Origin of the sequence: Paraburkholderia fungorum (assembly GCF_902833645.1) — a bacterium.
Taxonomy (GTDB): domain Bacteria; phylum Pseudomonadota; class Gammaproteobacteria; order Burkholderiales; family Burkholderiaceae; genus Paraburkholderia; species Paraburkholderia fungorum.
Genome location: NZ_CADFGE010000006.1, coordinates 244,864 through 265,672 on the forward strand (window position 1 = coordinate 244,864; position 20,809 = coordinate 265,672).

Genomic DNA, 20,809 nt, shown 5'->3' on the forward strand with positions numbered 1-20,809 from the left:
GGCGGCGTTCCGGTCTAAGCGGGCAAGGTCGCGGCCAACGCGTCGAACTCCGCGCCCCAGGCCGCGCGCCAGGCGTGGCGTGTTGCTTCGTCGATCCACGCGCCGTCAATGCCGTTCAGCATGAACTGCCGCAGCTCGGCGACGCTGAAGCCGAAGTGGCTATGCATCAATTGCCATGCTTCACCGGGGGTGACCTTGTGCAGTGTCGGGTCGTCGGTATTCGGGTGAATTTTCAGGCCCAGACCCGGCATGCGGCGTATCGGATGCTGCTCCGCCCAGACCTCCGGCGCGAGGGTGCGCAAGTAGTAGGAGTTTGTCGGCACCACGGTAAACACAATGCCGCGCTCCGCGTAGCGCGCTGCCAACTGCGGGTTGTCGACGATCGTGTAGCCGTGATCGATCCGATCGCATTGCAACAGATCGACGGCCGTCTCGACATTGCGCCACGGCATGCCGAATTCGCCCGCATGCGCGGTGGTCCTGAAACCTGCGTTACGCGCATTGCGGTATGCCTTCCAGAACAATTCCGGAGGCCGGTCGTTCTCGCGGTAGTCGATGCCGAGACCCGCCACTTCGTCCGCGCGATGCGCGCACATCCAGTCGACCAGCGCGACCGCTTCGTCGGGATCGGCTTCGCGGTCGATGCTCGGGATCAGCCGCGCACTGATGCCGAAGTCGCAAGCGGCGTCGCGAATCGCGGTGACAATGGCCGCTTGCGCATCCACATAGGGAATCTTCGAAACGCGTACCGTGCCAGTAGGATTCCAGAAGAATTCGCTATGACGCACCTGGTGCGAGGCGGCGTCGGCGAGATATTCATAGGCGATGCGATGCAGGTCGTCCGCCTGCGTGAGCAGATGTTCGTCGAGCGCGCGCAGCACGCGCAGCACGCCGACCGGTTTTTCGCCGCGCGTATAGAACGCGTCGATCTCCTCGCGAGCGATCGGTGCGTGGCTCTTTTCGGCGAGCGCGATGAACGTTTCGTGGCGAACCGCGCCCAGCAGATGGCAATGCAGTTCGACCTTCGGCAGGGCGGTGAAGAAGGCGCGATGGGCGTCGGTAAGCGTAATGCCAAGGCGCGATGCGGGCACGTTGCCCAATGTCTCTTTCATGTCGGTATGGTTTTCGGTAGTTTCAGTGCGGCTTGACCACGGTATAGAAGTAATAGCCGAGCGGCACGGCCAGCACATAGAGACCCCACGGCACTTCACGGAAGCGTCCCGCGAGCAGCTTGACGAGCACGTAGCAGAGCAGGCCGCCCGCGATGCCGGTGCCGAAACTGTTCGACATCAGCGTGAGCAGCACCATGGAAAGAACGGGTAGCGAATCGCTGAAGTCGTCGAAATGCGTGTGGCGGATCGTGCTGAACATCGACAAGCCGATCAGGATCAGCGCCGGCGCGGTCGCTTCCTTCGGAATGGCCAGTGCGACCGGCACGAACAGCAGCATCAGCGCGAACATCGCGGCTGCGGCAAGCGAGGAGAGGCCGGTACGCCCACCTGCTTCAACGCCTGCGGCGGATTCCACCAGCGCGGTCAGCGCCGGAATGCCGAACACGGGACCGAGCGTCGCGGCAATCGAATCGACGAGAAACGGCCGGTTGATGTTCGGCAAGTTCGCGTTTTCGTCGAGCAGATCCGCTTTGGCGCCGACTGCGAGCGTGGTGCCGAGCGTCGAAAAAAACTCCGCCGCGAAGAACACGAACAGATACGGAATCGCGGCCACGCTCAACGCGCTCGCTATGTCAAGTTTGAAGGCGATCGGCGCGATGCTATGCGGCCATGACAGGAACGACGCAGGCATATGCGTGACGCCGAGCGGCACACCGGCGGCAGCCGCAATCAGAATCGCCCACAGGATCGCGCCAGGCACGCGGCGGCCTTGCAGCACGACAGCCGCGCCGAGGCCGATCAACGCCACCAGCGTGCCGGGCCGCGAGAAATCGCCGAGCGCGAGCGCGTTGGTCTTCGCGTTGGCGATCACCATCCCGGCGTTGCGAAAGCCGAGCACGGCGATGAACAAACCGATCGATGCGCCGAGTCCGAGCTTGATCTGCGCCGGAATCAGGCGCACCACGAGGCTGCGCGCACCCACCAGGGTCAGGATCAGGAACAGCACGCCGGACACGAATGCAATGCCGAGGCCCGTTTGCCACGCGACGTGTTCGCCCGCGAGCGTAATGCCGAGAATCACCGAGCCGCCGATGCCGGGTCCCACCAGGAACGGCAGATTCGCATACAGCGCCATCAACACCGTACTCAGCACGAACACGAGAATCGTCGCGGTGGTTGCTGCGCCGCGATCCATCCCACCGGCCGACAGCAGCGACGGAATCACCACCAGCAAATAAGCGGCCGCGAGAAACGACGTGATGCCGGCGATCGTTTCAGTACGCACGCTGGTTTTGCGCGCGGCGAGCGCGAAACGCCGTTCGAGCCAGCCGCCGTGCGCGGCCTGTGCCGGATTGTTGCTGTTCGGCATTGAAGATTCGTTATTGATCAATTGATTCATCCTGTAACCACGCATTTATACTGCTGCGCATTGCGTCGATGCATTGCTCTCCATGACCGACCGTTCGTCCCTGCTGCCCGCGCTCACGCTGCGGCAAATCCAGTACTTCGTCACTCTGGCGCACGCCCGCAGCTTCACGCAGGCCGCGCAGTCGCTCGCCCTGACGCAGCCGGCCCTGACGGCGGCGATCCGGCAGATCGAGTTCCTGCTCGGCGGTCCACTGTTCGCACGCTCCGCGCACCGGCTGACGCTCACGCATGCGGGCGCCAGCGTGCTGCCGCTCGCCGAGCGGTTGCTCAATCAGGCGCGCGGCACCTTCGACGATATGGCGAGCACCTTCGCCGAACGCGTGCAGACCGTGCGCATCGGGCTGATTCCGTCGGCTGCGGCGCGCCTGTTGCCTGCGCTCGCCTCGTTGCGCGCCCGGCAACCGTCGCTGCGCTTCACGCTGAACGACATGCCGAACACCGCCCTGATCGATGCGGTGCGCGAGGGCGCGGCCGACTTCGGCGTGGGCGTGCACGAACCCGATGCAGCCGTGCCGGACAAGGACGGCGAAGCCGCGTTGCGCTACCAGGATCTGTTCGAGGATCAGATCGTGGTCGTGGTGCGGCGTGACGATCCGCTCGCGCAGAAGAAAAGCCTTGCGTGGGCGAGACTCGTGGGCCGCGATCTGGCCGTGTTCGTGCGCGGCAGCGTCAGCGACGCGCTGCGGCGCACTGGCGGGGCCGAAGGCTTGCAACTGACAGTCGCGTATCGCGTCGAGTACACCGAGCCGTTGTACGAACTCGTTCGCAACCGTCTGGCGATTGCCGTGCTGCCCAGTCTCTACACCATGCATTTGCACGACGCGGAACTGGTCGCGTTGCGTCTCGACAAGCCGCGCGTCGCCCGTTCGATCGCGCTGATTTCGCTTGCCGGCGAGGATCGCGGCCCGCACGTGCGAGCTTGCCGCGAATGGATCGCCGCGCATATCTGACGCAACTGGCGCGCGCTGCATGACCGACTGCATGACCGATTGCCTCACCGATGTCGAGCTTTTCACCGCTTCACGGCTTGAACCGCTCACGGCAGCGTGGCAAGCCGTGCGCGCAAGGCGGCATAGAAACCGTCCGCGTCCACTTCGGTGATCCATGTCGCGTTCGGCTTGCGGCCGCTGTGTCCGCTCCAGTCCACCACCGTTTCACCGAGCGTCCATTCGCCGACGGTCTCGATCATCACGTTGACCTCGCGTCCCTTGAAGAGGGACGGCTCGATCAGGTAGCCGGTCGCGCAGGGGTCGTACATCGGCGCTTCTTCAATGCCCTTGCGGCCCTTCTGATACGCGACTTCCGCGGCCATGATGTCGGCGGCCATGGTGCCGCAGCGATTGCCGAGCGCGCGGATCGGTGCGATCCGTGCCGGCGTGATCGGCGCTTTTACCGCGACGTCGCGCGGCAGCACGACGATTGGCACGCCGCTCGCGAACACGACCTGCGCGGCCTGCGGGTCGACGTAGATATTGAATTCGGCCGCGGGCGTGATGTTGCCGCGTTCAAAAAAAGCGCCCCCCATCAGCACGATTTCGCGGATGCCGGCACCGATTTCCGGTGCTTCGATAAGCGCGGTGGCCAGATTGGTCAATGGCCCGATCGCGCACAGCGTCACGCTATGGGGCGGCGCCGCGCGCAAGGTGTCGATCAGAAACGCGACTGCATGCTGCGGCGCGAGGGGCGCGAGCGGTTCGTGCAGCGGCACGCCGTCGAGACCGGTCTTGCCGTGCACATTGGCCGCCGTGATCAGTTCGCGTGTGAGCGGCCGCGGGCAGCCCGCATAGACCGGCAGCGATTGCGTGCAGCCGGCCCAGTCGCGCACGATACGGGCGTTGCGTTCGGTGAGATCGAGCGGCACGTTGCCCGCAACCGTCGTGATGGCGCGCACGTCGAGCCGGTCGCTCGCCCCGAGGGCGAACATGATCGCGATCGCGTCGTCCTGACCGGGATCGCAATCGATGATCACGCTGCGGCGCACGCCGCCTGGCGCAGCAGCGCCCGAAGAGGACGTGCCGCTCGCGGTGTTGGGAGCGCCCGCAGTAGCTGGAGAGGCCGCGCCGGCAAACATCGGCCACGCCGATGCACCAGCGGCCAGCCCCACGGCTGTGCGCAAGAACGCACGCCGCTCCTGAGTCGAGTCTAAGGATTTCATCATGGTCAGAACACGTGGCGCATGCCGACCGTCGCGATCATCTGACGGATGCCGGTGGATTGAGCGTAAGCAAAAATCTGCGCATGCTGCGCGTCGCCCGCGGCCTGCTGCGCGATCACCGTCAACGCGACGTCGGTGCGTTTCGACAGGAAATAATCGGCCTGCAGATTGACCTGATGCCATTTGGGGCTCGTGTTGATCACGTCGTATTTGCCGTCGGTGAACGCATACGCAGCGCCGAGAATGAACGCGGGGCTCACGTGGTAGTTCACGTTCAGGTTGTAGTTCTGCAGATGCAGGTGCGAACCGTCGAGATAATCGTAGCGGACATCGGTGAAAAGCGCTGCAAATTGCGCGGGGCCGACCGTATAGAAACCGCCCGTGCCGAAGATGCGTTGCTTGCTCGCGTACGCGGCCGGATGCAGCGCGCTCTTCGCGAAGATCAGCAGCGACGACGCGTAGTCGTTCGAAATCGCGCCGTCCGGATTGGTCGCGCTAAACGGGTTGTTGTATTGCGCGTAGACCACGCTCCACTTCAGCGGTCCGTGTTCGTAACCGGCGCCGAAGCTATATGCGTTGTTGTTGGCGAAGCCGGTGGCATTGCTGAAGCCGTATTCGGCCGTGGCCTTCAACCCGCGATAGTCGGGTGTCACGTACTTCACCGCGTTCTGTACGCGAATGTCGTTATAGCCGTTGTCGTTGTCGCCGATGTTCACGCCGTTGCTCGCGATGATCACCGGGCCCACGTAATCGTGCACTGTGTCGTACTGACGGCCGAAGGTCAGCGTACCGTAGGTTTTGCTGGAGAGTCCGACGAACGCCTGGCGGCCAAATTCGCGGCCGTTTTGCGACGCGGTGCCGGACATCACGTTGAAGCCGTTCTCCAACTGGAAGATCGCGCTCGTGCCGCCGCCCAGGTCCTCGATGCCCTTTAGACCCCAGCGTGGGTTCTGGTTGGTGCCCGAGAGCGCCTGCCACGCGTTCTTGCCGCCCTGATTGGTCGCATAACCGACGCCCGCCGAAATCAGGCCATACAACGTCACGCTGCTTTGCGCATGGGCAACGCTGGAGAGCGCGCCGGCGATCGCGAGAGGGGCGAACTTGAGTAGTTTCATCGTGGTCCAGTAGCGAGAAAGGAGGGCGCCGAAGAAGGGGCGCATTCGAACTGGGCTCGACTATACGAACTCGTCGGTTATAAAAATAATGTTGTTTTTTTATGGTTCCATAAATTTAATCTATTCAATGAGGCCTGTGCCGCTCACCGGAACAACCGGCACGAGCGTCCTTATCGCCTGTAATGGCATCGTTGCCGGGCCTCGGGCGATTCTGTATGGTGGCTCATCGACCTACATCATCGACCTACCCACCGAGCACCTCATGACGACCGCCGCAGACCCCCTTCCGCAACCGATTCGCTCCGATGTTCTGATCGTAGGCGCAGGCCCTGTGGGCCTTTTTGCCGCTTTCGAAGCGGGCGTGATCGGCCTGTCATGCCAGATTGTCGATGCGGTCGACAAGGTCGGCGGACAATGCACGGAGCTCTATCCGGACAAGCCGATCTACGATATTCCCGCGATTCCGTCGTGTACGGCGCGCGAACTGGTCGAGCGTTTGCTGGTGCAATGCAAGCCCTTCGAGGTGCCGATTCATCTGGAACAACGGGTCGAGTCGGTCGAGCAGCGCGACGATGGGCGCTGGACCGTGCATACCGACCGCGGCCTCGTATTCGACGTGGCGGCCATTCTGCTTGCCGCCGGCAATGGCGCGTTCGTCCCGCAAAAACTGGCGCTTGCCGAAGCCGTGCCGCTGGAGTCGCGTCACGTCCACTACAGCGTGCAACGCCTTGCCGATTTTGCCGGCAAGACCGTGGTGGTGGCGGGCGGCGGCGATTCCGCGCTGGACTGGGCGCTGGCATTGCGCGAGGTCGCGCGGCGTGTGACGCTGGTGCATCGCCGCAACGGGTTCAGTGCGGCCAATTCGAGCGTCGATGCGATGCGGCGGGCGGTCGAGGCCGGGGAGATGGATTTTGTGGTCGGCGCGATTGCGGGGCTCAACGTCGAGAACGATGCGTTGAAATCGATCGCGCTGCGCCATATCGAAGGCGAGACGCAGCTCGACGCCGAGCAACTCGTCGTGCTGTACGGTCTGGTCGCCGATCTTGGACCGATCGCAAAGTGGAATCTGTCGATTCACGGCGGCCGCGTCGATGTCGATACATCCAATTATGAAAGCTCGCGGCCCGGCATTTTCGCGGTCGGCGACATCGCCAACTATCCGAACAAGCAGAAGCTGATCCTGTCGGGTTTCCATGAGGCGTCGCTAGCGCTGCGCAAGGCGTATGCATACGCCTATCCGGAGAAGAAGAGGGTGCATGTCCATTCCAGCTATGACGCGAAGCTGGCGGAGAAGGTGGGGGCGGCGGCCTGAACCGTTCTGTGGGTGGCGTCGCAGGCTTGGTGTCGCGTTTGGTCCGACTGAGCCTGCAAGCGAGTTTCAGCATCACGCAAAGCGTGGGGGTTTGTCGCTTACAGCGATCATTCTTTCCGGCCTCTCCGCCGACGGGATTCCGGCCGCCCCGGGCTTGTCCAATTTCGTGCGGATATTTGCGGGGTAGCGGGAACGCCGCTTGCTACAGCACTTGAGATGATCCCTCGATCCTGCATTGTGCGCGGCTTGCTGAGTAAATCTGTGTGAACAGATCGAGCGTCGCAGCGGTGGCGGGCGCCGGGGGCATTGACGTCCTGCGGCCACGCCCGGCGTCAAATATGGCTGTTTTCAGTGATCGAGGCGATAACGTGCCGGGTAATAGGCGAAACATGAAAGTGAGCCGGTGTATGCTGTTTCAACATACCAAAAGACTCTTTTCATCATGAACGAAACTGAAGCCCGCTCCGCAGGGAACAACAACGAGGCTGCCCATGTTTCGTCTGCGCCCCTAGCGAAGCCGCCCGTCGCGGTCGACTATTGGTCGCTCGTGCAGTCGATCGAGGACTACGCGATCTTCCTGCTGGACACGACTGGGCATATCGTCAGCTGGAACGCCGGCGCGCAGAAGCTGACGGGTTACGCGGCTCACGAGATCATTGGCCAGCACTTCTCGCGCTTTTACACCGCTGAAGCCGTCGCGCGCGGCTGGCCGGATTACGAGTTGCAGCAGGCAACGCTAACCGGCCGCTTCGAGGACGAGGGCTGGCGGGTTCGTAAAGACAGCACGACTTTCTGGTCGAACGTGGTCATCACGGCGGTACGCAACGAGGCGGGTGTGCTGACGGGTTTCGCCAAGATCACCCGCGATCTGACTGCGCAGCGCGAGTACCTCGATGCGTTGCGGCAAAGCGAGGAGCGCTTTCGTCTGCTGGTCGACCGCGTAAGAGACTACGCGATTTTCATGCTCGATCCGGATGGCTATGTGGTGAGCTGGAACGTAGGCGCCGCGCGTATCAAAGGCTATACACGCGAGGAAATCATCGGCCGGCATTTTTCCACGTTCTACCTGCGCGAAGAAGTCGCGGCCGGCAAGCCCGCGCGGGAACTGGCGATTGCGCGGCAGGTCGGCCGTGTCGAGGACGAAGGCTGGCGTGTGCGCAAGGACGGCACGACCTTCTGGGCCAACGTCAACATCACCGCGGTGTATGACGAATCGAACCGGTTGCGCGGTTTCGCCAAGGTGACACGCGATCTGACCGAGCGCCGCGAGCGTGAGGAACTGGAACGTTCGGGCGAGCGTATGCGCAAGTTTCTCGCCACGCTTGCGCACGAGTTGCGCAACCCGCTGGCGCCGGTGCGTAACGCGATCGGCGTGATGCGACTCGAGGCGGGTATGAGCCCCACGCTCGCGCGCTCACGCGATCTCATCGATCGTCAGGTCACGCACCTTACGCGCCTCGTCGACGATCTTCTCGACATCGGCCGCATCATGTCGGACAAAGTCGAATTGCGGCTTGCACGCGTCGATCTGGTCGAGGTGGTGGCGCGCGCGATCGAAGCCGCGCGCCCGTTCACCGATTCGCGCTCGCAGAGTGTGGCGACGCAGATGCCGGCCGAGCCGCTGGTCGTGAGTGGCGACACGACGCGGCTCGTGCAGGTGCTGCAAAATCTGCTGCATAACGCGTCGAAATTTTCACCGTCCGGCAGCCAGATCGAGATATTGGGGCGTGTCGAGCATCACATGGCGGTGCTGGAAGTGCGCGACCACGGCTGTGGCATTCCTGTGGGTTCGCTCGACACGGTTTTCGAGTTGTTCGTGCAGGAAAAGAGCGGGCAAAGTCTCGGCGAAGGCGGCCTTGGCATCGGCCTCACGTTATGCAAATCGCTGATCGAAATGCACGGCGGCAGCATCATTGCGAGCAGCGCGGGCGAGGGATGCGGCAGTTCGTTCACGCTCAGTTTGCCGCTTGCCGCGGCACCCGCCGAAACCCAGGTGGATCACGCCGGCGTGGTGAACGCGGTGGTGCCGCCGTTACGAATTCTGCTGGTGGACGACAATCGCGACTCCGCCGACAGCCTTGCCATGCTGTTCGAACTCAAAGGCCACGAAGTTCGCATTGCCTACGATGGCGCGCAGGCACTCGAAGTCGCGCCGCGCCTCGTGCCGCACCTTGCACTGATTGACCTTGCGATGCCAAAAATGGATGGTTTCGCGACGCTGGCGGCCTTGCGCGAGATGCCCGCGCTGGCCGGCACGCTGTTCGCCGCGATGACCGGCTTCGGTCATGCGAGTGATCGCGAGCGCACCCGGGCGGCCGGTTTTGACGCCCATCTCGTCAAGCCTGTAGACCTCACGTTGTTCGAGGCGTTGCTGGAACAGGCGGAAGCGCGGCGCGAACAGGGTGGCGCGGGTAAAAGTCAGTAGGCGCGCTTCCTTCAAAGCAGCGTGCTGCGCGCTTAATCTTGAGCGTTATCACTCCTGAAGCAGCACGGCGCATCCCAACTGTTCGAGGTTCGATGCCTGCGGCACGCCGCTTGCTGTTTGTCTGCACGCGCGGCTGCTATCCAAAGTCCGCGCGTATAGATCGAACTGCTTCAGGGAGGCACGATGCTCGCCACGCGCGATCGTGCGGCCAGCGTGGGTGCGCGGTCGCCGGAACGAATTAGCAGAACCCACACTCGCGACCCTCATTCGGGATTCACGTCGCAATCGACGGTGCGCTCCGCCGGGTCGCTGGAAGATTTTCTGCATCACACGTGTTTCGATACGGCAGACCCCGCCGCGCTGGGCGATGTTTTTCAGGCGCTGATCGAACGGGGCTATGACCGCTTGCCCTGCATGCCGTTGCCGGGGCACGGACACACGCTCGCACGCTGGCGCGCCCTGGCCGCGGTTGCCGCGTGCGATCTCAGTCTCGTCAAACTGTTCGAAGGTCATACCGACGCGCTGGCGATTCTCGCCGAGTTGCATGGCCCCACGCCGTCCGTTGGCAGCCGCTGGGGCGTATGGGCGGCGGAGCCGCCTGACGCGCGTGTGCAGGCCACCAGGCCTGCGAGTGGCTCCGGCGATGCCGAGCAACTGACGCTGAACGGCACGAAAGCCTGGTGTTCGGGCGCGCGCGTGGTCAGTCACACGCTCGTCACCGCATGGCTCGATGACGAACCTGTGCTTGCCGCCGTCGCGATGGATCAGGCGTCGATTTCAATCGACACCTCAAAGTGGCAGGCCGTCGGTATGCAAGCCACCGCCAGTGCCGACGTTACCTTCAATCGGGCCGCGGCCACGCTCGTGGGCGGCGCGCATGCTTACGTGCGCCGGCCGGGCTTCTGGCATGGCGGCGCCGGTATCGCCGCGTGCTGGTACGGCGCGGCAGCGCAGATCGCGCGGACGTTGCGCGACGCATCCATGCAGCGCGCCGACCCGCATCGGCTTGCCCACCTCGGCGCGGTCGACGTGGCGCTGGCGGGTGCTGCCGCCGTGCTGCGGGAAACCGCTGCTCATATCGACGCGAACCCCCAAGCCGACGCTCAACCGGAAGCCATGCGCGCCCGCCTCATCGTCGAGGAAGCGGCCACCGAGGTGATGGCCCACGCGACGCGTACGCTCGGCGCCGCTCCGTTATGCCGCGATGCCCGCTTTGCCCGGGCGCTGGCGGACCTGCCGGTGTTCCTTCGGCAAAGCCATGCTGAACGGGATCTTGCCGCGCTCGGCGAACTGATCGTCAAAGCCGGGCCCAACGCTGTTACCGGAGGTGCGCCGTGGACGCTCTGACGCGATACGTGGAGGGCCGCTGATATGTCCTCTACGGCGACGTATTTCGATGAACTCTACAAAAGCAGCGACGACCCCTGGCACCTGCGCGAAGGCTGGTACGAGCACCGCAAGCGCTCGCTCACGCTTGCCTTGTTGCCGCGTCCGCGTTACCGCAACGCGTTCGAGCCGGGCTGCGCGAACGGCGAATTGACGGCCGCGCTGGCAAGCCGATGCGACGCGCTGCTCGCCGCCGATCTGCACGAAACGGCCGTACGTCTTGCACGCGAACGGGTGGCCGGCTTGCCGCAGGTCTCTGTGGAACAGCGCAGGGTGCCGCAGCAATGGCCGACCGAGGCGGGGCCGTTCGAGCTGATCGTGATCAGCGAACTTGCTTATTACCTCGATGCAGCCGATCTCGAAACATTGGCCGCGCGAATTGCCGCGTCGCTCACACCGGACGGCACGTTGCTCGCATGCCATTGGCGCCGGCCGTTTGCCGAGGCGCTCGCCTCCGCCGATGCCGCGCACGCGTTGTTCGATGCGCGCTGCGGCCTGTCGCGTCTCGCGCATCACGACGAAGCCGATCTGCTGATCGACGTCTGGTCGTACGACGCGCGTTCAGTCGCGCAACGCGAGGGGCTCCTATGATCGGCGTGATCGTTCCGGCACATAACGAAGAGGCTCTGCTGGCCCCATGCCTTGCCGCGTTGATCGAAGCATCGCGCCATGCCGGTCTGGCCGGCGAGCCGGTGCGGATCGTGACCGTACTCGATGCCTGCAACGATTTTTCCGACGTGATCGCGCGTGCTTACGGTGTCGAGACCTTGACGTTGAAGGTGCGCAATGTCGGCATTGCGCGCGCGACGGGTGCCGATTTTCTGCTGGCGGACGGCGCCCGCTGGCTCGCTTTCACCGATGCCGATAGCCGCGTGTCGCCGGGCTGGCTGGTCGCGCAGTTGTCGCTGGACACGGACGCGGTGTGCGGCTCGATTGCCGTCGACGACTGGGCAGCTCACCCCCACAGCGTGCGCGAATATTTCCGCAAGACCTATGTGGATGCCGACGGCCATCGCCACGTGCACGGTGCGAATCTCGGCGTCTCGGCCGAAGCGTATCGACGGGCCGGCGGCTTTCCGCCGCTCACGTGCAGCGAAGACGTCGCGCTGGTCGATCGTTTGATCGCGACTGGCGCCCGCATCGCGTGGAGTGCCGCACCGCGCGTGATCACGAGCGCGCGCACGGCGACGCGCGCTCGCGGCGGCTTCGGTGATACGCTCGCTGCCTTGGCGAGCGGCTAGTGCGCTGGGCGGTCCGGTTCAGGCTCGCTTGACGAAGTGGGCGCCGCTCTCTCTCCTTGTGTCGCAACGGCCAGCGCATCGGCCGGATGAGCGTGAGCCGCAAGACCGACTTAGGCAGAGACACTTTACCCCCGGCCGCCCCGCGAGATTTCTTCACCGGCGCCATGCGGCATGCGCAGCGTCACCGGAATCGACGCGAACGAGCACAGGCCCACCACCAGGAACGCGGGCCAGAAATCCGACCACGTGATGCTCGGATGGCCATGCAGTGCGCGCGAAATCTGCAGCACGATACCGCCTATCGTCACGCCCAGACCGAGCGACATCTGCTGCACTACGCTGCCGAGACTCGTGGCGCGTCCTACATCGCGGCTGGCGATTTCCGCGTACGTCAGCGAGTTGAGACTCGTGAACTGCAGCGCCGGGAAGAAGCCGCCGAGCAGGACGACGAACCAGATGATCCAGGTCGGCGTGCCGGGAAAAAACAGTCCGCACGCGGCGATCGATATGCCTGAGAGCGCCGCGTTCACCACCAGCACCGAACGGAAGCCGAACCGATGAAGCACGCTTGACGCGACCGCACGCATGAACATGCCGCCGAATGCGGACGCGCAGGTGATCAGGCCGGACTCGAACGCGCTCATGCCGTGTCCTTCCTGCAGCATGAGCGGCAGCAGAAACGGCAACGCGCCGAGGCCGATACGAAACAGCGATCCGCCGAGCACGCTCGCCTGGAAAGTCGGCACCTTGAAAAACCGCAGATCCAGCAGCGGAAATTCAACGCGCTGCGCGTACACAACGTAGCCGAGAAGCAGAACGGCGCCGCTCGCGCACATGCCGAACGCGTTCTGATTCGAAATGAGTTCGCCGCCCACCAGCGACAGTCCGAGCAGAAGCAGCACCGCGCCGGCCGCCGACAGAAAGAAGCCAATCCAGTCGAGCGGCCCGGGATCCGGTTCGCGTGTGTTGGCGATATAGCGGTTGGTCAGATAGATGCCGAGAATGCCGATCGGCACGTTGATGAAGAAGATCAGACGCCAGTGCAGATAGGTGGTGATGAAGCCGCCGAGCAGCGGCCCGGCGGCCGGTCCGAGCAACGCGGGGACGCTCAGATAGTTCATCGCGCGGATGAAGTCGGACTTGTGCACCACGCGGAAGATGATGATCCGCCCGACCGGCACCATCATCGCGCCGCCGACGCCTTGCACGAAGCGGGCGAGGGTGAAGGTGGGCAGGGAGTTCGACGCGGCGCACAGCAGCGAGCCGCCCACGAAAATGCCGATCGCGGTCCGGAAGACCGTGCGCGCGCCGAAGCGGTCGGCGAGCCAGCCGCATACCGGGATGAACACGCCGAGACCCAGCACGTAGCTCGTTACCGCGATTTTCAGCGTGACCGGATCGCGCCCGAAATCGCGCGCCATGGCGGGCAGGGCGGTGACGATCACATTCGCATCGACGCTTTCCATGAACATCGCACATGCGACGATAAGGGGCGCAATCAGAGCTTTCTCGACGACGGTCATGGAGGAGAGGCGATCTGCGGCGGGTGGTCGCAGGCAAAGGCGTCATTATTGCACCTGTACGGTGCGGATGGTTAATTGCGCGCCGCCGATGCGCCAACTGATGCCGCCCTTTTTGTGGACTGTGCGGGTATGGGCGTCGGCGCCGCGCAACATGCCGGCAATATTATTGATATTTGTTGCGGCGCGGCATGAGAGGGCTATAATCGGGTTATTCCCTAGGTATAAACCCTATACAGGAGTCCGTCATGAACACTGCATCCAACGCCGCTACCGTCCGCACCGCAACTCCCGCCAACACCACGTGGCTGGGCAAGCTCCGCGCACTGGCTCTGCACGCGCTCAACCTGCATCTGCAAACCTGCGCTGTGCTGGCCGAAGCGCATCGCCGCCCGCAGTAAGCGTCTCACTAACGGCTGATAGTACGGCTGGTAGTTATCGTTACGGCCTGGAATCCGGAACACCAGGCAGGTCGTTGTCTCGCGCGTAGGGCGTGCCGTCAGGATCGATCAGGCGAGCCCCCGCTGTCGTCAGTTGCCGGGCGCAATGAATCACTTCGCCCTAGGCCGCGCAAATTGCACGCGCGACGTCACGGCCTTCATCCAGGCAGCTTCCCGCTGCCGGCTCCGGGCTTGCGGCGTCGGAAGCCCGGTCCTGCGGGCATTAATCGCTGATGCGCGATGAAACCGGACGTTCTTTGGTCGCTCGCGCGGACAGTGCGCTAATGAGAAGCGCCATCGATACCAGTCCGACCAGATAGATCCCCGCAATCACCCAATCCTGTTCCGCCATCATCATTCCCCTTCAATTGCCGCCGTTCAGGCTACGAAATCCCGGCATTGCGCCGTGCTATTGATCTCGATTACGGCACGCGAGGCGAAAATCTTGATGGATAAAATCAGCCTTTAAATCAGTGCGCGATCGGCTGATTACGACGGGGCGCCAAATCTTCGTCTCGGTATCTTCAATAAACGTTTAAAATTCTCCCCCCTGTCGAGGCTCGCGGTCCGTATCGGCACGGCAAACCAATCGGCAACTTCGACCGTTTGATGGGCGCAAGTTGCGCCGTCATGCCACGAAGCGTGTTCGGCTTCCTTCACCGATCCAGGTTAAAACCCGACGAACTGAATGACATTGGCTGACAGTGTCAACCTTTTTAACGCTTTGCCGTTATCCATTTGTAATCGCCAGAGTGAGGCGACGCCGTGGCAGACGATCCGTCGCCACGACAGCTCCAGGCAAGGCTCGCATTGACCATGTTCCACCGATATAACAACAGGTTCGACCGGCTAGGCGCGATGTTCGACCGAGTGTCCCGCGTGCTTGGCAAGCGCAGCATTCTCTCGCCCGTGCTCGCACTCGTCATTTGCGGGTTGCTGCTAGTCGTACTCCAACATCTCTCGCAAGCAGTCGACTATCGCTCGGTCGTGCGCCAGCTCCGTCACCTGACGGCAGGCGAGTGGGCCGCGGCGCTCGGCGCGACCGCGCTCAGCTATGTCGCGCTGGTCGGACGCGACGCGGTCGGCTTGCGCTACCTCGGCGCCGTGGTGCCGCGCGCCGCGCTGTGGATTGGCGCGACCGCGGGTTCCGCGCTCGGCAATGTCACCGGCTTTGGCGCATTGACGGGCGGCGCCGTGCGTGCGCGCGTCTACGGGGTGTCGAATGTCACGCCCGCGCAGATCGGCCGCATGACCGTGTTCACGAGCGTCTCGCTGGCGCTCGCGCTGGTGCTGATGACGGCGCTCGGCATGGTGTGCCTCGCCGACCCGCTCGCGGCGATGCTGCATCTTGCGCCGCTTACGCTGCGTTGGAGCGGCGCCGCGGTGCTGGCCGTGCTCGGACTCGCGGCGGCCGCCTGCCGTCGCGAAACGCGCCCGGTCCGCACGCGCTGGCAGTGGCTGTCGTTCGATATCCCGGCGCGCCGCGATCTGCTCGCCCAGGTGGCCCTCGCCGTACTCGACGTGGTGGCCGCGGGCCTCGCGCTGTGGGCGCTGCTGCCGCATGCGGATGTCGGCTTCGTGACCTTCATCACCGTCTATGCCGCCGCGATGCTGCTCGGCCTGATCGGCCACACGCCCGGCGGCGTCGGCGTATTCGAAGCCGCCATGGTGTTCACGCTGAACGGCAGCGTGCAAACGCATCAGATGGTCGCGGCGCTGCTCGCCTATCGCGCGATTTACTTCGGTGTCCCGCTGATCGTCTCGGCGGCGCTGCTTGCCGGTTTCGAAGGCCGCGCGTTGAAAAGCCGTTTTTCGCTGCAGCATGCGGCGGCCGCGTCGAAACTCGCACCGCTGTTTCTGAGCCTGGTGACGTTCGTGGTCGGCGGCATGCTGGTGATTTCCAGCGCCACGCCCGCGTTCTGGCACCGCATCCGGATTCTGCGCGACGTGCTGCCGCTATGGGTGCTCGAAAGCTCGCAGATGCTGTGCAGCGTGCTCGGCGTGCTGCTGCTGTTCGTCGCGCGCGGCTTGCTGCGGCGTCTGGATGCCGCGTGGTGGATGACGCTGCTGCTGGCGGTATTGAGCCTCGCGCTGTCGTTGACCAAAGGACTTGCGTTTGTGGAAGCGGGCGTGCTCGGTATGCTGATCGCGCTGCTGCTGTCTACGCGTCGCCGCTTCAATCGTCATTCGTCGCTGTTCGCCGAGCGCTTTACGATGAGCTGGCTGGTGTCGGTGGCGATGGTGCTCGCGCTCGCGGTGTGGGTGATGCTGTTTGCGTTCCGCGACGTGCCTTATACGCGCGACCTATGGTGGCAATTCGCTTTCGACGAACGCGCCCCGCGTGCGCTGCGTGCGACGCTGGCCGCCAGCCTGTTTGCCGCGACGTTCGCGTTCTGGCAGTTGCTGCGTCCCGCGGCCGGCCGTTTCGTCATGCCCCCGGCGCAAGATCTGCAGGATGCGGCGCGTATCGTGCGGGCGCAGGAGCGCAGCGACGCCGGGCTCGCGCTGATGGGCGACAAGAGCTTTCTCTTTTCCGAATCGCGCGAGGCGTTCCTGATGTACGCGAAAAATGGCCGCACGTGGGCCGCGCTTCATGATCCGGTTGGCCCGCGCGAGGAGTGGGCCGGCTTGATCAGCAAGTTTGTCGCGCTTGCGCACACGCACGGCGGCCGCGCCGCGTTCTATCAAGTGCGTGCCAACGCGCTGCCGCTTTACCTCGACGCCGGCCTCACGCTGATGAAACTGGGCGAAGAGGCTCACGTGGTGCTCGACGATTTCGATCTGAAGGGCTCGCATCGCGCGCATTTGCGCTATGCGCTCAAGCGTGGCGAGCGTGATGGTTTTGCCGTCGAAGTGATCGATCAGGCCGACGTGCCGGCGTCGCTCGAAACGCTGCGCGAGATTTCCGATGGCTGGCTCGACAGCCGCGACGCGCGCGAAAAGAGCTTCTCCGTAGCCGCGTTCACCGACGAGTACCTCGCCGCGCAATCCGTGATGCTGGTGCGCCAGAACGGCGAACCGGTGGCTTTCGTGACCTACATGACGACCGATCTGAACACCGAGGCGACGGTCGGCGTGATGCGCCACGTGGAAAGCGCATCGCCGTATGCGATGGAGTATCTGTTCACCCAACTGGCGCTGCATCTGAAGCAGGCGGGTTTCCGTTCGCTCAGTCTCGGCATCGCGCCGCTCTCCGGCATGCAGCCGACGCCGCTCGCGTCGCGCTGGCATCGGCTGGCGGGCATCGTGTGGCGCTTCGGCGGCCGCTTCTATAACTTCCGCGGACTGCGAGCTTTCAAGAGCAAGTTCCAGCCGCATTGGGAGCCGCGCTATCTCGCGGCGTCGGGTTCGATGAGCGTGTTCTTCACGCTCGCGGACCTGTCATTGCTGGCAGGAGGCCGGCGTTCATGACATTGCAACCGTTTTTCAGGCTCGCCATGGCGGCGAGCCTCGTTGCTGGCAGCACCGCTGCTTGCGCCGCAACCACCACCACTACCACCGCTACCACCACCGTACCCGGCGGCCGTTATGGCGACGTAACGGTGACGCAGCCGGCCGGCCCCTTGCGCGGCCTGGTGGTGCTGTACTCACCGGCGAGCGGCTGGAGTGCCGCCGACCAGCAAACCGCCGATGCGCTCGCGAAGGCGGGCGCAATGACCGTCGGCGTGGATACGGCGCGCTATGCGGCCAATCTGAGCGCGAAAAAAGAAACCTGTCATCAACTGGTGGGCGATGCTGAAGCGCTGAGCCATCAACTCGAACGGCAATCGCAATCGAGCCGCTATTTCGCGCCGATCGTCGCCGGTACGGGGCAGGGCGCGACGCTGGCGATGCACGTGCTGGAGCAGGCGCCGTCGAATACGGTAGCCGGCGCGGTTTCGGTGGACGCCGAGCGCAATCTGGATCCGCGCTTTCAACCGTGCCCGCCGGACCCGACGATCATCCGCGACAAAGTGCCGGGCTTCGTCGAAAAGGCGACGCCTGGCAACGGCGATCGCACGCAACTCGTGGCGTTGGTGACGCGGCATTTGCAGACGACCCCGGCGAGCGAAGACGACGTCTCCGATCTGCCGCTGATCGAATTGCCGGCGGCGCATCCGAACGGCCTGATGGCGATTGTGATTTCCGGCGACGGCGGTTGGCGCGATCTCGACAAGACCATCTCGCTCGCGTTGCAGAAAGACGGCGTTTCGGTGGTCGGCATCGACAGTCTGCGCTATTTCTGGAGCGAGAAAACCCCGGCGCAGACGAGCCGCGATCTCGCGCGCGTGATGCAAACCTACGGGACGCGCTGGCATGCGGAGCATATTGCGCTCGTCGGCTATTCGTTTGGCGCCGACGTGATGCCGTTCGCCTATAACCGTTTGCCCGAGGCGCTGCGCGCGAAGGTGTCGCTGATTGCGTTGCTGGGCTTCGCGCCCGACGCCGATTTCCAGATTCGTGTGGGCGGCTGGCTTGGTATGCCGGCAAGCGATAAGGCCTTGAAGGTGCAGCCCGAACTGACGCGTGTACCGCCTGCGATCGTGCAGTGCTTCTACGGTGAAGAAGAGAAGGACACCTTGTGTCCGACGCTGGCCCAAACTGGCGTCACGGTGATTCGCACGTCGGGCGATCATCACTTTGGGCGCGACTACAACGCGCTGGAACGGCGCATTCTGGACGCCTTCAAGAAACAAAGCGGCGTGCGGTAATGCGTCCGTCCGTATGACGCGTGTCGCTGGCGGTGCGCGTCATACAGGCTCAGGCGGCGCTGCCCGATCTGGCTAGCAGGGATTGACAAAGGCCGCCAAGTCAACGAAGATCGTCCGCATGAACTGCCTCGACATCCGTATTGCGCTGATTATTAGCACCATTCATCGAATGGTGGGTTAGCGCGCGTCTGATCGCAGTGACAATAACCCGCCCCACGAGGCGGGTTTTTTTATGTCCGCTTGCTGCCTGCCTCCTGGTGATCTCTCTGTTGATTTGCCCTTGCCGCCCAGGAGCTTGCCTTGCCGTTACACGAACTCAATCAGGTTGCCGAAGCCGCTGACAGCGTGAGCTTGCGCCACGACTACCTGAAGAAAATCCTGACCGCGCGCGTCTACGACGTGGCCCGCGAGACCGAACTCGAACGCGCGCCGAATCTGTCGGCGCGCCTGTCCAATCCGGTTTATCTGAAGCGCGAGGACAACCAGCCGGTGTTCTCCTTCAAGGTGCGCGGCGCCTACAACAAGATGGCGCACATCCCGGCGGACGCGCTCGAGCGCGGCGTGATTACCGCATCGGCGGGCAATCATGCGCAGGGCGTCGCGCTGTCGGCGGCGCGCATGGGCGTGAAGGCGATCATCGTGGTGCCGGTGACCACCCCGCAGGTGAAGGTCGACGCCGTGCGTGCGCATGGCGGGGCAACGGTCGAAGTCGTGCAGTTCGGCGAGTCCTATAGCGATGCGTACGGACATGCGGTGAAGCTGCAGGAGGAGCGCGGCCTGACCTTCGTTCACCCGTTCGACGATCCGTATGTGATCGCCGGTCAGGGCACGGTCGCGATGGAGATTCTCAGCCAGCATCAGGGCCCGATCCACGCGATCTTCGTGCCGATCGGCGGCGGCGGACTCGCGGCAGGCGTCGCGGCATACGTGAAATCGGTGCGCCCGGAGATCAGGGTGATCGGCGTGCAGACCGACGACTCGTGCGCGATGGCCGCCTCGCTGAAAGCGGGCGAACGGGTCACGTTGAACGAAGTCGGGCTGTTTTCGGACGGCACGGCCGTCAAGCTGGTGGGCGACGAGACCTTCCGCCTGTGCCGCGATTATCTCGACGACGTGCTGCTCGTGAATACCGATGCGCTGTGCGCCGCGATCAAGGATGTGTTCCAGGACACCCGCAGCGTGCTGGAGCCGGCCGGCGCACTGGCCGTGGCGGGCGCCAAACAGTATGCCGAGCGCGAGGGCCTTGAAAACCAGACGCTGATCGCGATCACGTCAGGCGCGAACATGAACTTCGACCGCATGCGTTTCGTGGCCGAGCGCGCCGAAGTCGGCGAGGCGCGCGAAGCGGTGTTCGCGGTGACGATTCCCGAAGAGCGCGGCAGCTTCCGCCGCTTCTGCGAGCTGGTAGGCACCCGCAGCGTCACCGAGTTCAATTACCGGATTGCGGATGCCAACTCCGCCCATATCTTTGTCGGCGTACAGATCCGCAACCGCAGCGAGTCGGCGCAGATCGCCGGCGCGTTCGAAGCACACGGCTTCGCCACCGTCGATCTGACTTTCGACGAACTGTCGAAGCAGCACATCCGCTACATGGTCGGCGGCCGCTCGCCGCTGGCGCACGACGAACGCCTGTTCCGCTTCGAGTTTCCGGAGCGTCCGGGTGCGCTGATGAAGTTCCTGTCGTCGATGGCGCCGAACTGGAATATCAGCCTGTTCCACTACCGCAATCAGGGCGCGGACTACAGTTCGATCCTGGTCGGCATCCAGGTGCCGGAGAGCGAGAACCGCGAGTTCGACCGCTTTCTCGCGACGCTGGGTTATCCGAACTGGGAAGAGACGCAGAATCCGGCGTACCGATTTTTCCTCGCGTAAGCCGACGTTGCAAGGGGCGCAGGAACGGATCGGGGTTTACCTCAATGCCTCGCAAAACCATATGCCTGGTCGTCGCTCAGCCGACCAGGCGCGATCGCCGTCTGGACAACGC

At 63.9% G+C, this 20,809-nt stretch carries 16 protein-coding genes; 10 read left to right on the forward strand and 6 right to left on the reverse strand.

Translation table 11 applies throughout. The features are described 5' to 3' along the window. Positions 1–14 precede the first annotated feature (14 nt). Both add and HWX91_RS20405 read right to left on the reverse strand, forming a co-directional pair. On the reverse strand, positions 15–1,112 hold the full coding sequence (gene add, locus HWX91_RS20400) for an adenosine deaminase (RefSeq protein WP_028198613.1): 1,098 nt from the start codon (positions 1,110–1,112) through the stop codon (positions 15–17). A 22-nt stretch (positions 1,113–1,134) separates the two neighbouring features. Beyond that, positions 1,135–2,481, reverse strand: a complete 1,347-nt coding sequence (locus HWX91_RS20405; RefSeq protein ID WP_028198614.1) for an NCS2 family permease — start codon at positions 2,479–2,481, stop codon at positions 1,135–1,137. An 82-nt stretch (positions 2,482–2,563) separates the two neighbouring features. Between HWX91_RS20405 and HWX91_RS20410 the strand changes: the two genes are divergently transcribed. Further along, entirely contained in the window at positions 2,564–3,490 is a 927-nt protein-coding gene (locus tag HWX91_RS20410) for a LysR family transcriptional regulator (protein WP_028198615.1), read from the forward strand. A gap of 86 nt (positions 3,491–3,576) precedes the next feature. Here HWX91_RS20410 and HWX91_RS20415 read toward each other — a convergent pair whose 3' ends face one another. Together HWX91_RS20415 and HWX91_RS20420 are read right to left on the reverse strand one after the other, a co-directional pair. Further along, positions 3,577–4,611: a nucleoside hydrolase gene (locus tag HWX91_RS20415; protein ID WP_063627887.1), complete on the reverse strand. Its 1,035-nt coding sequence runs from the start codon at positions 4,609–4,611 to the stop codon at positions 3,577–3,579. 89 nt (positions 4,612–4,700) lie between these two features. Then, positions 4,701–5,810 carry a porin gene (locus HWX91_RS20420; protein ID WP_028198617.1) on the reverse strand — a complete coding sequence of 370 codons (1,110 nt, stop codon included), beginning with the start codon at positions 5,808–5,810 and terminating at the stop codon, positions 4,701–4,703. Between the two features lie 262 nt (positions 5,811–6,072). Here HWX91_RS20420 and HWX91_RS20425 point away from each other — a divergent pair, with 262 nt between their 5' ends. From HWX91_RS20425 to HWX91_RS20445, 5 genes are all read left to right on the forward strand, one after another. Then, the gene (locus HWX91_RS20425) at positions 6,073–7,122 is read left to right on the forward strand and encodes an NAD(P)/FAD-dependent oxidoreductase (RefSeq protein ID WP_028198618.1); all 1,050 of its coding nucleotides are present in this window, start codon (positions 6,073–6,075) and stop codon (positions 7,120–7,122) included. A gap of 442 nt (positions 7,123–7,564) precedes the next feature. Beyond that, positions 7,565–9,547 carry a PAS domain-containing hybrid sensor histidine kinase/response regulator gene (locus HWX91_RS20430; protein ID WP_028198619.1) on the forward strand — a complete coding sequence of 661 codons (1,983 nt, stop codon included), beginning with the start codon at positions 7,565–7,567 and terminating at the stop codon, positions 9,545–9,547. Positions 9,548–9,730: 183 nt separating this feature from the next. Further along, positions 9,731–10,894: an acyl-CoA dehydrogenase family protein gene (locus HWX91_RS20435; RefSeq protein ID WP_042276074.1), complete on the forward strand. Its 1,164-nt coding sequence runs from the start codon at positions 9,731–9,733 to the stop codon at positions 10,892–10,894. A 24-nt stretch (positions 10,895–10,918) separates the two neighbouring features. Beyond that, complete coding sequence (locus HWX91_RS20440; protein ID WP_028198620.1) at positions 10,919–11,524, forward strand: class I SAM-dependent methyltransferase; 606 nt, start codon at positions 10,919–10,921, stop codon at positions 11,522–11,524. Further along, positions 11,521–12,174, forward strand: a complete 654-nt coding sequence (locus HWX91_RS20445) for a glycosyltransferase family 2 protein (RefSeq protein WP_028198621.1) — start codon at positions 11,521–11,523, stop codon at positions 12,172–12,174. The genes HWX91_RS20440 and HWX91_RS20445 overlap by 4 nt, the downstream gene beginning before the upstream one ends. Positions 12,175–12,299: 125 nt before the next feature. Here the strand turns inward: HWX91_RS20445 and HWX91_RS20450 are convergent, their stop codons facing one another. Beyond that, the gene (locus HWX91_RS20450; protein WP_028198622.1) at positions 12,300–13,697 is read right to left on the reverse strand and encodes an MFS transporter; all 1,398 of its coding nucleotides are present in this window, start codon (positions 13,695–13,697) and stop codon (positions 12,300–12,302) included. Between the two features lie 245 nt (positions 13,698–13,942). On the opposite strand from HWX91_RS20450, the gene HWX91_RS20455 reads away from it, so the two are divergent. Continuing rightward, positions 13,943–14,095 carry a hypothetical protein gene (locus HWX91_RS20455; RefSeq protein WP_167346792.1) on the forward strand — a complete coding sequence of 51 codons (153 nt, stop codon included), beginning with the start codon at positions 13,943–13,945 and terminating at the stop codon, positions 14,093–14,095. A gap of 262 nt (positions 14,096–14,357) precedes the next feature. Here HWX91_RS20455 and HWX91_RS41110 read toward each other — a convergent pair whose 3' ends face one another. Beyond that, on the reverse strand, positions 14,358–14,492 hold the full coding sequence (locus HWX91_RS41110; RefSeq protein WP_255246804.1) for a hypothetical protein: 135 nt from the start codon (positions 14,490–14,492) through the stop codon (positions 14,358–14,360). A gap of 500 nt (positions 14,493–14,992) precedes the next feature. Here HWX91_RS41110 and mprF point away from each other — a divergent pair, with 500 nt between their 5' ends. From mprF to ilvA, 3 genes are all read left to right on the forward strand, one after another. Further along, positions 14,993–17,545: a bifunctional lysylphosphatidylglycerol flippase/synthetase MprF gene (mprF, locus tag HWX91_RS20460; protein WP_244144115.1), complete on the forward strand. Its 2,553-nt coding sequence runs from the start codon at positions 14,993–14,995 to the stop codon at positions 17,543–17,545. Next, positions 17,542–18,825: a virulence factor family protein gene (locus tag HWX91_RS20465; RefSeq protein ID WP_028198624.1), complete on the forward strand. Its 1,284-nt coding sequence runs from the start codon at positions 17,542–17,544 to the stop codon at positions 18,823–18,825. The genes mprF and HWX91_RS20465 overlap by 4 nt, the downstream gene beginning before the upstream one ends. 300 nt (positions 18,826–19,125) lie before the next feature. Continuing rightward, complete coding sequence (gene ilvA, locus HWX91_RS20470) at positions 19,126–20,697, forward strand: threonine ammonia-lyase, biosynthetic (RefSeq protein WP_028198625.1); 1,572 nt, start codon at positions 19,126–19,128, stop codon at positions 20,695–20,697. The last annotated feature ends 112 nt before the right edge of the window (positions 20,698–20,809 follow it).